Annotated in this window: 14 protein-coding genes; 5 read left to right on the forward strand and 9 right to left on the reverse strand. The window is 32.9% G+C overall.

Annotated features, from left to right (window positions below; translation table 11 throughout):
* Positions 1-24 precede the first annotated feature (24 nt).
* The gene (locus BLT80_RS12180) at positions 25-516 is read right to left on the reverse strand and encodes a Riean_0653 family protein (RefSeq protein ID WP_139181061.1); all 492 of its coding nucleotides are present in this window, start codon (positions 514-516) and stop codon (positions 25-27) included.
* A gap of 138 nt (positions 517-654) precedes the next feature.
* Entirely contained in the window at positions 655-1,734 is a 1,080-nt protein-coding gene (gene prfA, locus BLT80_RS12185) for a peptide chain release factor 1 (protein ID WP_092468354.1), read from the reverse strand.
* Positions 1,735-2,245: 511 nt separating this feature from the next.
* Here prfA and BLT80_RS12195 point away from each other — a divergent pair.
* Positions 2,246-2,854: an ATP-binding cassette domain-containing protein gene (locus BLT80_RS12195; RefSeq protein WP_245710245.1), complete on the forward strand. Its 609-nt coding sequence runs from the start codon at positions 2,246-2,248 to the stop codon at positions 2,852-2,854.
* 63 nt (positions 2,855-2,917) lie between these two features.
* On the opposite strand, the gene BLT80_RS12200 is transcribed toward BLT80_RS12195, so the two are convergent.
* The 5 genes from BLT80_RS12200 to BLT80_RS12215 all read right to left on the reverse strand — a co-directional run bounded on the left by BLT80_RS12200 (position 2,918) and on the right by BLT80_RS12215 (position 8,542).
* The gene (locus tag BLT80_RS12200; protein ID WP_092468356.1) at positions 2,918-3,916 is read right to left on the reverse strand and encodes a DUF3078 domain-containing protein; all 999 of its coding nucleotides are present in this window, start codon (positions 3,914-3,916) and stop codon (positions 2,918-2,920) included.
* 12 nt (positions 3,917-3,928) lie between these two features.
* On the reverse strand, positions 3,929-5,107 hold the full coding sequence (locus BLT80_RS12205; protein WP_092468357.1) for an AIR synthase related protein: 1,179 nt from the start codon (positions 5,105-5,107) through the stop codon (positions 3,929-3,931).
* Between the two features lie 44 nt (positions 5,108-5,151).
* On the reverse strand, positions 5,152-5,829 hold the full coding sequence (locus BLT80_RS12210; protein ID WP_245710247.1) for a porin family protein: 678 nt from the start codon (positions 5,827-5,829) through the stop codon (positions 5,152-5,154).
* A 157-nt stretch (positions 5,830-5,986) separates the two neighbouring features.
* Positions 5,987-6,130 (reverse strand): hypothetical protein, encoded by a 144-nt coding sequence (locus tag BLT80_RS20110; protein WP_175455602.1) that lies wholly within the window; start codon positions 6,128-6,130, stop codon positions 5,987-5,989.
* A gap of 225 nt (positions 6,131-6,355) precedes the next feature.
* Entirely contained in the window at positions 6,356-8,542 is a 2,187-nt protein-coding gene (locus tag BLT80_RS12215; RefSeq protein ID WP_092468361.1) for a glutamine synthetase III family protein, read from the reverse strand.
* A 179-nt stretch (positions 8,543-8,721) separates the two neighbouring features.
* Here BLT80_RS12215 and BLT80_RS12220 point away from each other — a divergent pair, with 179 nt between their 5' ends.
* On the forward strand, positions 8,722-9,747 hold the full coding sequence (locus tag BLT80_RS12220) for a glutamine synthetase beta-grasp domain-containing protein (RefSeq protein WP_092468363.1): 1,026 nt from the start codon (positions 8,722-8,724) through the stop codon (positions 9,745-9,747).
* A 57-nt stretch (positions 9,748-9,804) separates the two neighbouring features.
* On the opposite strand, the gene BLT80_RS12225 is transcribed toward BLT80_RS12220, so the two are convergent.
* Positions 9,805-10,755, reverse strand: a complete 951-nt coding sequence (locus tag BLT80_RS12225) for a calcium/sodium antiporter (RefSeq protein ID WP_092468365.1) — start codon at positions 10,753-10,755, stop codon at positions 9,805-9,807.
* A 168-nt stretch (positions 10,756-10,923) separates the two neighbouring features.
* Between BLT80_RS12225 and BLT80_RS12230 the strand changes: the two genes are divergently transcribed.
* Both BLT80_RS12230 and BLT80_RS12235 read left to right on the forward strand, forming a co-directional pair.
* The gene (locus BLT80_RS12230) at positions 10,924-11,283 is read left to right on the forward strand and encodes a BlaI/MecI/CopY family transcriptional regulator (protein ID WP_092468367.1); all 360 of its coding nucleotides are present in this window, start codon (positions 10,924-10,926) and stop codon (positions 11,281-11,283) included.
* Between the two features lie 2 nt (positions 11,284-11,285).
* Positions 11,286-13,565, forward strand: a complete 2,280-nt coding sequence (locus tag BLT80_RS12235; RefSeq protein ID WP_092468369.1) for a M56 family metallopeptidase — start codon at positions 11,286-11,288, stop codon at positions 13,563-13,565.
* 79 nt (positions 13,566-13,644) lie between these two features.
* On the opposite strand, the gene BLT80_RS12240 is transcribed toward BLT80_RS12235, so the two are convergent.
* On the reverse strand, positions 13,645-15,606 hold the full coding sequence (locus BLT80_RS12240; RefSeq protein ID WP_092468371.1) for an endonuclease: 1,962 nt from the start codon (positions 15,604-15,606) through the stop codon (positions 13,645-13,647).
* A gap of 561 nt (positions 15,607-16,167) precedes the next feature.
* Between BLT80_RS12240 and BLT80_RS12245 the strand changes: the two genes are divergently transcribed.
* Positions 16,168-16,320, forward strand: a complete 153-nt coding sequence (locus BLT80_RS12245; protein ID WP_092468373.1) for an SsrA-binding protein — start codon at positions 16,168-16,170, stop codon at positions 16,318-16,320.
* The last annotated feature ends 30 nt before the right edge of the window (positions 16,321-16,350 follow it).

Below are 16,350 nucleotides of genomic sequence, written 5' to 3' on the forward strand. Positions count from 1 at the left end.
AAAGTGCTACACTATTAAATATTGTTATGGTATGTATTGTAAGTCAAAACGACCGTTTGTTATGTTGATGTTTTCACAATCATCATTGATAGTAGAAAATTCAAAAGTTCCTGAAACTATATAATTTATTTGGTCAATTTTAGTGAAAATAACGAAACCTTCATAACTGTCTTCAAATTCATAATGACAACCTACCTGAGGATTTGGGTCAACAATATACCTTGCCCTACCAACTATAACGGCTTCAACATTTGTTGAAAAAGGTTCATTTATAATCATTGAAATACCTCCACCTCCAAACTGAAGTTGACCTTGCTGATATATTGCCACTTGGTCATTTGAATTTGTGACCACAAAAGACTCACCATTAACCAAACAACCAAACGTATTTTCACCAGTTTGAGTCGCATCAGGCAATTGGTCTATTGGGTCATTTGAGCCATTATCATCATCGTTATTGCAACTTGTTGTACTTAATAATGATAAAATAAGTATTAGTAAAATTAATTTTTTCATAAGATTTGGTATTAATTGTTGCTTAATGTTAAACATAAAAAAAAGCCTCAAAAAGAGGCCTAATATTTATTTAGTAAGGAAAATATGAATCTTGCCTACCTTACCTGAAGTAAGTTCAGTAATTTTAGCAGGAATTTATTAAATTACATCATCACTAGCCTTCAACAACTCCGTGTTTTCCGCTAACATCAATTCGTCTATTATTTTTTGAATATCACCATTAATGATATTTTGCAAATCGTAAAGTGTTAAACCTGGCACTCTATGATCTGTTACGCGTCCTTGTGGATAATTGTAGGTTCTAATCTTAGCCGATCTATCACCAGAACTTACCATACTTTTACGTTTTTCAGAATCGGCTGCTTGTTGCTTCGCTAATTCTAAATCGTATAAACGCGAACGTAATACCTTTAAGGCTTTTTCTAAGTTTTTATGAGATGATTTCTGATCTTGACAACTTACAATCATTCCTGTTGGTTCGTGATGTAACTTAATAGCAGAATACGTTGTGTTTACCGACTGACCCCCAGGACCAGTTGATGTGGTACGCTCTATACGAACTTCTGTCATGTCTAATTCGTAATCAAACTCTTCCGCTTCTGGCAATACCATAACCGTTGCTGCACTTGTATGCACACGACCTTGAGTTTCTGTCTGTGGCACACGTTGTACACGGTGTACACCCGCTTCAAACTTTAAAGTCCCATAAACATCTTCACCTGATACTTCAAAAATAATTTCTTTAAAACCACCAGATGTTCCGTCACTCTGACTTACAACGTCGACTCTCCAGCCTTTATCACTACAATATTTTGAATACATTCTGTATAAATCACCAGCAAATATACTCGCTTCATCTCCACCTGTACCTGCTCTTACCTCAACGACAACATTCTTAGCATCGTCTGGATCTTTAGGAATCAACATAAAACGAATCTCTTCTTCGAGCTTTTCGATGGTGTCGTTAGCTTCTTCGAGTTGCATTTTAGCCATATCTACCATTTCGGCATCCGAACCATCTGCTATAATTTCTTCGGCTTCAGAAACATTATCTAAAGCTTCTTTATAAATCTCACCTTTATCTACGATTAGCTTAAGATCCTTGTATTCTTTCATCAGCTTGGTGTAGCGTTGCTGATCTGATATAATATCTGGTTGAATGATAAGGTCGTTTACCTCATCAAAACGTTGTTTTATAATCTGTATTTTCTCTAACATCTCTCTTCAAAAATTGAAGTTCAAAAATACAATTTTTTTAAGATATAAAACCGCTTCACTTTTAGAATAAAGAACAAAGACTTGTAAGTTTTAAATGATGGAAATTCGCTCTTTTAGTAAACATTATTAAAACCGATAAGCATATAAATCAAAAAAGTTATAGGCGAAAACTTATTTAAAAAATAAAACACACAAAACAAACGTTACCTATATAGTATGTATCGATTCCTAGCTATACTTACATTTTACAGACCGTTTGTGGTTTGGTCTTTTACGGCAAATGCTATTATCGGATTTTTCAATCCACTAATAGTACCAGCCTTAGTTACCAAATTATTTCTTACGGTTTTTGCATGGTATTATGTGAGTGAAACTAATAATAGACGGAAATTAACCTTTTATAAAAATTTAGGCATTTCTACTTTAAAGCTTTTTTCCGTTATATTTATTTTAGACTGCATTTTAACCATTATTTTTATTACAATACTTAAGGAATTCACTTGATAACAAAATGATATTTGAATTAGATAATGTAGAACTTTACTTTAAAAACAAACGCATTTTAAACGGTATTTACCTTAAAGCTGAAACGGGAGAAGTTACAGCTATCTTAGGTAGAAATGGCTGTGGAAAAAGTTGCTTGCTCAATATTGCTTTTGGGAATCTGAAACCGAAATACATGCTGGTTAGGCTAGATGGAAAACCGCTTTTAAAACCCTTATATTCTACAGGAATTGCTATATATCTGCCACAGTATAATTTTATCCCTGGTGAAATGACCTTGTCTTTTGTATTTAAATTGTATGCTATTGATTGGCCTATTTTTATTGAAAGTTTTGAAGCGTTTTCTATCTATAAACATTCTAGATTTAATGCCTTATCAGGTGGGGAAAGACGTATTATTGAAACCTATATTATTCTAAAAACCAAAAGCCAAATCGTATTTTTAGACGAGCCGTTTTCACATTTATCACCTTTACATATCGACACTGTAAAACAACTCATTGAAGACGAAAAAAAAAGAGAAGGTTATTATTATATCAGATCACATGTATCAACACATTATCGAGGCGTCAGATCACATTTATTTATTAAACAATGGCACTACAAAGAAGATTGATAACCTTACAGAACTTGAGGATTATAAATATTTAAGTGAAGGTACTTTATAAAAGAATTAAGTTTAGGAATTACCTTTTATAATATTATCTAAATCTACAACCACACCAACCCCTAAAATTTGTTTCCATTGTAACTTTGGACCCACAATAACATTTTCTTCGTTGGTTAAGTCGTTAGTTTCAACTTCAACCTTAATATCGTCATCATATCTAATGTGCGACCCTAAAGTTGCTTTAACAAATTTATTAACTTTCATATCTAAGTTAAGTTCCCATTCTATATCTATGTTTCCAAAGCTATTGATGTAATCGGTATACAAACGTAAAAGACTCGTGATTTTAATATTCTCGAATACTTCTTCTTCATATTGGTTGGTTAATAAAATCCCCAATTCTTGTCTTACTTTTTTTCCATCCCTTAGAATATTACCTTCCAAATCATAAATTGCCGGATCCACACCAAAAGCACCTCTATTTGCCAAATCACTATCTAAAACAAAGGTTGTTTTTAAGGTAAATGGTGACGCATAAAATGATAACCGCTCAATGAATCGTCCATATTCCATACCAACACCAAAAAACATATAACCAGGAGCTAAGAATTGCGAAATAGGTTCATCTCTGTCGGGATAATTATACCCGTTAGCTAACTGTGAATTAAAGCTGAATTTTGCAGAATAAAACCAATTACTTTTCGGATCTTTTTCTAATCCAACATTAGAAATCACCTCTATAACATCTTCTGTTTTTCTAATATTTAATTCTTCCTGTTTGTTTAAACCATAACGAATATTAAAATTAGAATTCCAGTACCATTTTTCTTGTTTATATTTTGCTTCCGCTTTTCCTGTTACTATACCAGAAATTGAATTGGTACCCCCAGAATTCCAGTTGGTAAAAGAGACTTGATTAAGATTTAAACCAACTTCCTTTTTAGTTCTCCACCCCAATTGAATTGGTTCATTCTTTTTCTTTTGAAAGTACAAAGAATCTGGTTGAGCAAAAAGCACACTAGAACATAAAACAAATACACTAAATATAAACCAAGAATAGTTTTTCATGCTTAAAAAAAATTAATATGTAAATGTGCCGTACTCGCTATTAATGGTAAGTTGTTTTTTATCGGAAGCTTCTACGCGACCAATAATTTTGGCTTCTACATTAAAAGATTTCGAAATCTCAATAATAGCGTTTGCAACCTCTGGTTTTACATACAATTCCATACGATGGCCACAATTAAACACTTGATACATTTCTTTCCAATCCGTTTTAGATTGCTCTTGAATTAGTTTAAATAACGGCGGAACTTCGAACATATTATCTTTTACAATATGAAGTTCATCTAAAAAATGTAGAATTTTTGTTTGCGCACCTCCACTACAGTGTACCATACCATGAACGGCATCACTATTAAAATCTTTAAGAATTGCTTTTATAATTGGAGCATACGTACGTGTTGGAGACAACACTAACTTCCCAGCATCTATTGGTGAACCCTCAACAGCATCTGTTAATTTAGTTTGTCCGGAATACACTAAATCTTCGGGCACAGCGGCATCGAAGCTTTCTGGATATTTTTCGGCTAAATATTTTGAAAACACATCATGTCTTGCAGAAGTTAAGCCATTACTTCCCATACCGCCATTATATTCGGTTTCGTAAGATGCTTGCCCAAAAGACTCTAAGCCAACAATAACATCACCTGCAACAATATTCGCATTATCAATAACGTCTGAGCGCTTTATACGCGCTGTAACTGTAGAATCTACAATAATAGTTCGCACCAAATCTCCAACATCTGCAGTTTCACCACCAGTTGAATGAATCGTCACACCAAAAGACTTTAAATCTTCAATTAAGTCTTCTGTTCCGTTGATAATTGCTGAAATAACTTCACCTGGAATTAGATTCTTATTTCTTCCAATTGTAGAAGACAACATGATATTATCTGTAGCACCAACACATAGTAAGTCGTCAATATTCATAATTAACGCATCTTGAGCAATACCTTTCCAAACTGAAATATCTCCAGTTTCTTTCCAATACATGTATGCTAAAGACGATTTCGTACCTGCGCCATCGGCATGCATTATTAAACAATAATCGCTATCATTAGTTAAATAATCTGGAACTATTTTGCAGAACGCTTTAGGAAATAAACCTTTATCTATATTCTTTATAGCATTATGGACGTCTTCTTTTGACGCTGAAACACCTCTTTGCGCATATCTTTTACTCACCGAATTACTCATTGTACAATTTATTAGTATTGGTGTTGCAAAAGTAAGGATTGCGTTTAATTATAAGGAATGATTAAGTTGGAATTAATGACAGTTTTCATTTTTTTTCTTAAAGCTTCTTTTTTCTTATTGCCTCCGAAGTATATATTAAGACCTAATCCACCTCTTATTAAGATATCATCTGTTTCACCTAAAACAAGACCATCGAGATGATCATCGGCGAACATATAATTGTATTCGCCAAATAGTTTTATACCAATACCTTCCATTATAAGAAATTCTACACCTAAACCACCTTGTGCTTTTGTTTCTGTAGTTTCAAAATAGTTAGAGGCATTGTAGCCACCTCCTACATATATAAAAGGAGAGACATTTCTAAAAGGACTAAGTAGATATTCTAAATTCAAATCAAAGGACATAAAACCCTCATTATAAATATCCTTTACAGCTAAATTATATTTATTGTATGTGAAATTTATATTTAAATGGCTTGTTATATGATGCTTATACCCTGCTCTAAAATAAAGCTCAAACTCAGAATCTGAATAATCACCATCTACAATTGCAGAACCTGCCGCTAAATCTATGGCATGCGATCCTCTCTTTTCAAAAAATGAAAACCTCTTCGAAATGGCTTTGTCTTTCTTATCATTGGTTTCCTGAGAAAATGCGGAATTAACACTGACAGCAGTCATTACAATACTCAATAAAATACAATTGAATTTGGAAAACATATTCCTTTAATTTGTAGATTTAGAAGGTGCACAATATAAAGAAATATTCATTTTTAAAAGTGATTTCCAATAACAAAAAAGCAAAAAAAAAGACAAAACCGAGTCATCGATTTTATCTTTTATGTTAATAGGTGAATATTACCTAAATAATTTCGTCTTAATTTTTAAGATCTGTTGGCAGCTTTACTTGTACAATCGCAACATCATCATTGTTCACATTTTTCAATTCATTTGAATTGTCTTGAGATAAAATAAGCGTCGCTCCAACAAGTATTGCTACACTAAGTAGTAACTTTTTCATTTTTACAAATATTGATTAATAGCCCTACAAAAATACGAAATAAACGTATTGTTAAATTGACTATCCTCAAATATTTAACATGATTACACCACCTTTTCGACAACTAGTTTAATGTCATCGACAAACTACACAAAACGCAAATTTATCACTATTCACTGTACGTATATATACGTATTTCATCGAACGGAATTACCGACGAACTGCACTCACGCTATGTTACACATACTATTTGGTAAATAATAGTTCTCTATATTTGGTTAATGGCCACAACTCATCATCAATCATTAACTCTAGCTTATCGCAGTGATATCTAATATCTTGAAACAATGGCTTCACCTTATTACAATATCCATCTGCTTTCTTTTCTAAACTAGTCTCTTTATTACATACCTTTCGTGCCTCTGTCATTTTCGTTACAGAGGAGTTAATCGTTTCAATATGTTCAGAGATTTCTTCAATAAGAACCAATTGTGCTTTTGCAAAATCTTTAAATCGATCACCATAGATAGATTTAAGACCTGTTACATTTTCTATCAGAATATTTTGATATCTCACAGCCGTTGGCACTACATGATTTCTGGCAATATCTCCAATAACTCTACTTTCAATTTGAACATGATGAATATAATCTTCCATTTCAATTTCGTAGCGCGCTTCAGATTCAACCTTATTCATAACTTTTAAGCTGTCAAAAAGCTCTATGGTTGCCTTCGCTTTTTTAATCTTTAAAGCTTCAGGTGTGGTTTTGTTATTACTCAACCCTCGTTTTTTAGCTTCTTTCTCCCACGCTTCACTATAACCATTGCCTTCAAAAAGAATGGCTTTAGATGTTTTAATGTATTCTCTCAATACATTAAAAATAGCATCATCCTTTTTCATTGATTTTTTATCGATTAATTCATCGACTTCAATTTTAAAATCCATTAGTTGTTTTGCAACTATAGTACTTAAAACTGTCATTGGGTTAGCACAATTAGCTGTAGAACCCACTGCTCTAAATTCAAACTTATTACCAGTAAAGGCAAATGAGGACGTCCTATTTCTGTCTGTATTATCTAATATCACTTCTGGTATTTTACCAACTACATTAAGTTTTAGGTCCGTAATTTCCTTTGGAGATAACTTTCCTTTAGGCACCGTTTCAAGTTCGCCTAGCACTCTCGTTAACTGATCACCAATAAAAATTGAAATAATCGCAGGAGGCGCTTCATTAGCCCCTAAACGATGATCGTTACTAGCAGAAGCAATCGCTGCTCTTAATAATTCTTCGTGCGTCTGTACTGCTTTAATCGTATTAATAAAGAAGGTTAAGAACTGAAGATTACTCATCGGTGTTTTTCCTGGAGATAATAAGTTGACACCTGTATTTGTTGATAAACTCCAGTTATTATGCTTACCTGAACCGTTAACACCTGCAAATGGTTTTTCATGCATAAGTACTGTAAAACTATGTCGTTTAGCAATTTTCTGCATAATATCCATTAACAATGAATTATGGTCCACTGCTAAATTAGCTTCTTCGAAAATGGGTGCCAATTCAAATTGGTTTGGAGCCACCTCATTATGTCTTGTTTTAACAGGAATACCTAATAGCATGCATTGGTGTTCTAAATCGCGCATATATGACATTGCTCTTGCTGGAATAGTTCCAAAATAATGATCATCTAGTTGTTGACCTTTTGCAGGAGAATGCCCCAATAGCGTTCTTCCGGTCAATAAAATATCTGGTCTAGATAATGCCAAGGCCGTATCTATTAAAAAATATTCTTGTTCCCAACCTAAAGAGGTTCTGACGCTTTTTACGTTTTTATCAAAATATTTACATACCGCAACTGCCGCGTTATCTACCACTTGCAAAGCTCGTAAAAGCGGAGTTTTAAAATCTAATGCTTCACCTGTGTAGGATACAAAAACAGTTGGAATACATAATGTTTTATCATATATAAAAGCAGGTGATGTAGGATCCCATGCTGTATAACCTCTAGCTTCAAACGTGTTTCTAATACCCCCATTTGGAAAACTAGAAGCATCTGGTTCTTGCTGTACTAATTGGTTGCCTCCAAATTTTTCAATAGCGAGTCCATCTCCAATTGTTTCAAAAAACGCATCATGTTTCTCTGCCGTTGCTCCAGTTAATGGTTGAAACCAATGTGTATAATGTGTTGCTCCTTTACTGATAGCCCATTCTTTCATTCCTGTAGAAATATGGTCAGCTACAAGACGATTTATTTTAGTTCCTTTTTCAATAGCTTCCAAAACACTATTTAAAGCGGTCTTTGTTAGATATTGACGCATCGCTACCTCGTTAAACACATTTGAACCAAATATTTCGGATCTACGTTTCTTTTCCTTAATCTTTAACGGCTTTCTTTTTAAAGATGCTTTTACGGCATGAAATCTAAGTGTTGACATATTGTTAGTTTTTGAGGTCAAAAATACAAAATATTTAAAAAATAGACAATTACCTATACAAAATTAGGGTAGTCTACAATAATCAAACACTTTATACCTAAATAACCCCATTTTTTTTGACGGGTAAAAAAAAATAACAATATTTGTATCATTATTATCTGATAAACAAAACAATCATTATGGCAAAAATTAAATTAGAATACATTTGGTTAGATGGCTACTTCCCAACTCAAAATATGAGAAGTAAAACCAAAGTAGAAGAGCACGAAAACTTTAAAGGTACTTTAGAAGAGTTAGGTATGTGGTCTTTTGACGGATCATCTACTAGACAAGCTGAAGGTGGATCTTCTGATTGTTTATTAAAACCAGTCGCTATTTATCCAGATCCAGATAGAATCAACGGATATTTAGTAATGACAGAAGTTTTAAATGCTGACGGAACACCTCACGTTTCTAACGGTAGAGCTACCATTGATGATGATGATAATGATTTTTGGTTTGGTTTTGAACAAGAGTATTTCATTATGGATACTAAAACTCAATTGCCATTAGGATTTCCAATAGGTGGATATCCTGCACCACAAGGTATGTATTACTGTTCTGTAGGTGGGTTACATACTCACGGAAGAGGTTTAGTAGAAGAGCATGCTAATTTATGTATTGATGCAGGTTTAAATTTTGAGGGTATTAACCAAGAAGTTGCTTCTGGACAATGGGAATTCCAATTGTTTGCAAAAGGTGCTAAAAAGGCTGGAGACGAAATTTGGATTGCTCGATATTTACTAGACCGTTTAACTGAAAAATATGGTTACTATATTGAATATCATCCAAAACCATTAGGTAGAGATATGGACTGGAATGGTTCTGGTATGCACGCCAACTTCTCTAACGAGGTATTAAGAACTTGTGGAAATAAAGAAACTTACGCAAAAATTTGTGAAGCTTTCCGCCCTGTAGTAAAAGAACATATTGCTGTTTATGGTGAGTTTAACGACCAACGTTTAACAGGTCTACACGAAACGGCATCTATTAATGATTTCTCTTGGGGAGTTTCAGATAGAGGAGCTTCAATCCGTATACCTATTATTGTAGTTGAGAAAGGTTGGAAAGGTTGGTTAGAAGACAGAAGACCAGCTTCTAATGGTGATCCATACAAAATTGCAGGTAGAATTATTAAAACTGTAAAAAGTGCTGACATTTCTTAATTAGCGACATTATAAATAAAAAAGCTTGTAGTTATCTACAAGCTTTTTTTTATGCTTTTATTTAAGTGTTAAATATATAAAATAGATGTAAGATCCAAATAACAACATCCCTTTAACACGACCTATTTCAAAGCGTTTAGGTATGATGATGAAAGGAATTAAAATCGCTGCAAAACCAATCATCCAAAAGATATTAGTCGATAATATCTGTGGAGTATCTGGATTCACCACAATTGGTTTTATAATCGCTGTTAAACCTAAAACAGACGCTATATTAAAAATATTAGACCCTATAAGGTTTCCTAACGACATTGCTTTTTCCTTTTTTAATGCGGCAATAACTGAAGCTGCAAGCTCAGGAACACTCGTCCCAATTGCAATTACAGTCACCGAAATTGCATAATCGCTTATTCCTACGGATTCCGCCATTTTTTTAGCACCTTGAACTAACCATTCTGATCCAAAATACAATCCGGCTGCACCAATCAATAACCACATTCCGATTTTAAAGTTAGACACTACAGCTAAAGCATCATCGACTTCCTCCATATTGGCTTTTGTCGATTTCCGAGAACTTTTAATTAAAACAACTAGAAAAACAATTAATGCTATGAACATAATAGCGCCTTCTAGGGCTGTCAATATATTGTCATTCAACAAGAAATAATACAACACAAAAGATATCATCATCATCATTGGCCAATTCAACTTATAGAAATCTTTATCTACCGCCAATGGAGTAATAATAGCTGTGATGCCTAAAACCAAACCTATGTTTGCAATATTAGACCCTATAACATTACCTAAAGCAATATCAGAAACCCCATCTAAAGCTGCTTGTAAACTCACTAATAATTCTGGAGCCGAAGTTGCAAAAGACACAACCGTCATCCCTATAACCAACTTAGATAGCTTAAGTTTAAAAGACAAACCAACAGCTGCTCTTACTAAAAAATCCCCACCGACAACTAACAACGCCAATCCAGCAATCACCAATAATACACTCATCCTCTATCTAAAGTTTTAATTACTTATTTACATTAAAAGCGCAAAGATAATATTTCATTTTCACACCTACTAAAACTATATTTTACGTTACAAAACTGTTTTTATAGTTGTATAACTATATTAATAGTTATACATTTGAATTCAAGATTAACACTAGATTCTATTCCTATGCAAAAGCTCACAAATAAAGAAGAAGAAATAATGCACATTTTGTGGAAGTTAGAAAAGGCTTTTGTAAAAAATGTATTAGCTGAGATGTCTGTAGACAAACCACATTATAATACGCTTTCTACCATTATAAGAAATCTTGAAGAAAAAGGCTATGTTAGTTATAACGCCTATGGCAAAACCCATCAGTACTTCCCTATTGTAACCAAAGAAGACTATAAAACCAAGTTTATGAATACGGCTATTGAAAATTACTTTAATAGCTCGTACAAAAATGTTGTTTCATTTTTTGCCAAAGAAGAAAAAATTAGCGTCGATGAGTTAAAGGAAATTATTGAATTAATAGAAAACAAAAAATAATTATGGAATATCTATTAAAAGCGTCAGCTGTAATTGCCATAATATATCTATGTTTTTACATTTTTCTGAAGAAGGAAACGTTTTTTGAGCATAACCGATGGTTTCTATTAACTGGATTAGTACTTGCGTTAATTTTCCCATTCATCATAATTCCCGTTTATATTCCTATTGACCCTATAGTAAACGAAGCAACCACCTTTATATCATCTACACCGTTAAGTTTTGTCGCTACTCCATCTGAAGTCGCATTTGATTGGTATAAACTTATTCCTATTACATATAGTATCGGATTAATTGCATTTACCATTCAGTTTATTTTTCAGTTTGGCTCGTTAGTTTTACTCCTTCTAAAAAATCCAAAGCATAAAGAACAGCGTTTCACTTATGTTATTGTAGATACTAAAATTTCCCCTTTTTCATTTTTTAAATGGATTGTTTATAATCCTAAATCTTATGAGACAGAAGAACTTCAACTTATTCTAACACACGAGAAAGTTCATGTTAACCAATTGCATTCTATAGATATTATCTGTACACAATTGGCTTGTATTCTATTCTGGTTTAATCCATTAATTTGGTTGTACAAAAAAGAAGTGCGCCAAAACTTAGAATATATCGCAGATTCTAAAACACAATCCCTTACCAACACCACTAAAGAATACCAACATTTATTATTAAAAACCAGCGTTGCCAATCACGCTACTATATTATCCAATAATTTTTATAATTCATCAATCAAAAAACGAATACTTATGTTAAACAAATCGAGATCAAACAAAAAAAATCAATTTAAGTACCTGCTAATTCTTCCACTTTTAGCTGGCTTATTAATGAGCATGAATACAGAAACAGTTTATATTGAAACCCAAAATAACACCTTTAAAAACACTAATACAACTGAATTTATTGATGATATCATATCAACTAAAATTTCCTTCTCAACTGAAAGCATCAAGGTTAAGTTCACAAAAAACATGAGCGATGAAAGTTTAGATAAAATGAAAACATGGTTAAAGTCTAAGAATGTCACCATGACCATAAAACATATAAAGCGAAACAGCAACAACGAAATTTCGAATCTAAATATTGATTTTAAAACAGAAAATGGCACTACAAATTACCATGTTAAAGACAAAGATGGTATTGCTCCTTTCGAATTTAAAATGGATGATGACGGCAGCTTTGGAGTTGAGGTCGTTCAACCTAATGATCATAAAAAGACGACCTTTATAATTGAAGAATTACGTGACAGCTTAGACGTTATAGTTGAAGACAGTATCTATATTAATACTCGGACACCAAAAGATAAAATGTACATGAGAAAAGTAACTACTAGTGAAACTTCAAAAGACACTATTTATTTCTCTAGGGATTCTTTAGAGATTAAGAGTCAAATCAACAAAGAATCTGATTTTTATTATGAAGTCGGATCTAAACCTAAAATTATCAGTCATGAAGTCATAATTCATAACCCATCCAATAAGGCAATTTACAACTCACGTTTTGATTCTCAGAATCCAAAACCATTAATAATTGTAAATGGCAAACCTGCCACGTCAGAATATTTAAAAACTATCAATGCTAATGATATTGAAAGCATGACTGTTTTAAAAGGCGAAGACGCACTTGATGCTTACGGTAAAAAAGGACAGAATGGTGTTATTACTCTAACAACAAAACCATATAAAACTATAAAAGGAAGTTATAAAAACGTTGAAACAGACATCGAACTTCCTAATGAGGACAACATATTATATATTCTTGACGGTAAAGAAATATCTAAACCAGATTTAGTAAAAGTGTACTCTAAAGAAACAGTTTCGAGTATCGCAGTTTTAAAGGGAAAAGAAGCCATAGAAAAATATGGTGACAAAGGTACCAACGGAGTTGTTGAAGTGATTTCTAAAAACAGCAACAATTTTACCCAGAGTAAAACCATTAAAAAAGACAACCCATGGAAAGTCGTTGACAAACCAAAGATTACTAGCTTGACTTATATTGACGATGAAGATACTTCAAAAAATGGATCCATTGCTTATATTTCAAAATCTTCACCAGATCAAATTTTAGATTCTCACGTAAATGAACTTAAAAGAATAGGAATCACGGTTAAGTATTCTAAATTAAAACGCAACAAAGCTGGTGAAATTACAAGTATAAAAATCAGCCTTGAAGATGGAAAAGGATCTAAAAGTAGTGCCACCTGGAAAGTCACTGATGGTATTCCAAATATAGAATTCGGAAAATCAGAAGGCACTTTAATTGCAAGAACTCAAGAATAAAATTTACATCATCTCAAATACTAAAAAAGCCAAACTGTTTAAATTCAGTTTGGCTTTTTTATTGAAGTAATATTATACGTTAATCGACAATAACCTTCTTAATCACAGAACGATTCTCGCTTGTCAACTTTAATAGATACAAGCCAGAAGCGACATCTAAATCGATATACTCCTCTACAGATTGCGATTGCTTTAAAAGCTTCCCATCTATTGAATAAACTTCAACATCTATAATAGCATTTAATCCTGAAATATAAACACGTCCTGTTGTAGGATTAGGAAATATAGTTACTTCAAGTTTTGTATTATCAGTAATATTTAATACTTGATCCCAATCTTCACCAATTCTATTTCCCCAAATATATTCTATCATATCTGGCTGATCTATAAACGGGTTTCTATTCTTTTGCCAATTATAAACGACGTTATTTCTATTCATTTCAAAATCGTCTGGCGGATCATTTCTATGCCATTCCAATAAGGTTGCTAAATCTCCAAACTGACCTGCGATCCCTTCAGGAAATCCATTTACAATTTCCAATCCATTATAACGTACAGCCATATAGAATACTCCTCTTGCCACATCTCCTTTAAATTTACCGGCTGTTCCACTTGGACCATTATACTGACCATAAAACTGGTTATTTCTACTACTATTTTCTGGTCCGTCTACTGCTCTTAATGCATGTGCATCAGAATTACCATGACGCAACGAGTCTGCTTTAGTTGTCCAATACACATCAATACCATCTGCGATTTCATCTTCCTCTATACTATCAAAGCCACCACGAGATCTAGGAAACGTATGTTCTCTATTCCACTTCCCTGTACTTAAAGAATTTGTTTGTATATCTAATTTAGCACGTCCTTCTTCTAAATACACCAACCAAACCTCATTACTATGTTCTGGGTTTTGATCTGCCTCTTTTAAAATATCAATAACATCAGCATACGTCTGCGCTCTTACAACATTTGGATCTGCTATAATATCTTGTAACGCTTGTCTCAATTCTACATCAGCTAAACCATCTAAACTATTATAGTAACCATCAGACTGTGTACTTTCTACAATGCCATATGTTGGCTCTAAAGGTGTTCCCCAAGCTGCAACGGTAAAGTCATTATCTACAACTCGTATTTCTATATCACCATTATTAGCGATAACAGGTTCAATTAAATCTAAAAATCTAATTTTTAAAACCTCATCACCTTCATCATCCGCATCATCAACTATCGTAATTGTTGCACTTGCGGTAGTCTCACCAGATAAAATCGTAATACTTGTATTCCCAGTATAATCCGAGGTATTAAACCCGTAATTATCTAAACTTATGTTGAAGTTTAAATCTGAAGTGACCTCTGTATCTGACGTAAACAGAATATCAACAGCATCACCTTCACCGATTTGTGTTTCTGTTACTGAAATTGCTATAGCAGTAATAGCAATACCAGAGCCATCATTCTCTCTTCTTGGTGTTGGAGTCGCAGACGAAAACGTTTCATTTCCCATACCATCAACAAAACGTTGAATCGATTTTGGATTAGCATTAGTACCACTATCATTATGCTGAAGTGTTTCACCTAGCTTATCTAATAAACCAGTGGCATCAGAATCATTAGTTCCGTACACCATGGCATCAATTAAATTGACTTGAGTTGCTAAAGTTTCTTCTGGAAAGTCTTCTGCCGAAGCTTGGTAAATACCCACAGCATCTGGCCCATTCTGAATTACATTTTCGGACATTAAAGATTGTGGAAAAGGAGTTACATTGGCGCTACCTACTACCAACAAACCATTAATATCTGTTGTCAAACCATTTAAATCATACGTAAAATAGCTTCGGTCACCTCCACTACTCGATCCATTAAAGAATACTAATATGTAACCATCTGTTGAGAAATTAGGGGTTGCTGATTTTAATTCAATAAACTCATCGGTATCTATACTAGGACTATCAGGTTCTAACTCATTAATCACTAAAACTTGAGACCAACTAAATCCTGAAATTAATAGTAATACTACAATAGTAATTTTCTTCATCTTGTTATTTTTTCACAAAGATAGTTTTATTATTATGTCTATCTGTTACGGTAAAATTAAATACGAAAAACACTCCTAATAAAACATGAAATTTATCATGAAAAAAAACTCTAACAAGAATGAAACATTAAAATTTAGTACTTTTTATGACAAAAGTCCCCTACGATTTTGAATACTACTCCAAAAAACCCCTTAAAAAGTATCAAAACAAAACCATAAATAGACATTATTATAACAAAATGAAACTTAAATATAGACAAGTCACAAAATACTAAAATACAAACCATCTTTTTAGTTGTAAATTAGAATTCAAATTCATCAATTTTAAGGAAATCACTTGGAGGAACATTGAATAGATTATATATTGAAAACTCAATCAAACAAACGACGTAATTTATTAACCTCAAAAACCAAGAAACCATGATGACATTAGCAAAATTAATTATTGAACTTATTTTAGCAATAATTTAAATTACAACCAAACCACCAACCCAAAAATGTAGAACTTAGTTCTAGAATAAGTTTTACTATTTTTGTTAAAGATTTATTATTCAATATAAAATGAAAAACAAAATCTTTAAACTTCTGGCTAAACTTAACAAAGCCATACTTCCATCTTACACTAAAAAACAGTTAGATCTTAGCAAAGCTTCTAAACTACAACTTGCTATAATAGGCTGGCGTGTTTATGTTACTAAGAATGCGCTTGGGTAATGTGACTTTATAGCACATAACTGTTTTAAT

This window comes from Winogradskyella thalassocola, from assembly GCF_900099995.1.
Taxonomy (GTDB): Bacteria; Bacteroidota; Bacteroidia; order Flavobacteriales; family Flavobacteriaceae; genus Winogradskyella; species Winogradskyella thalassocola.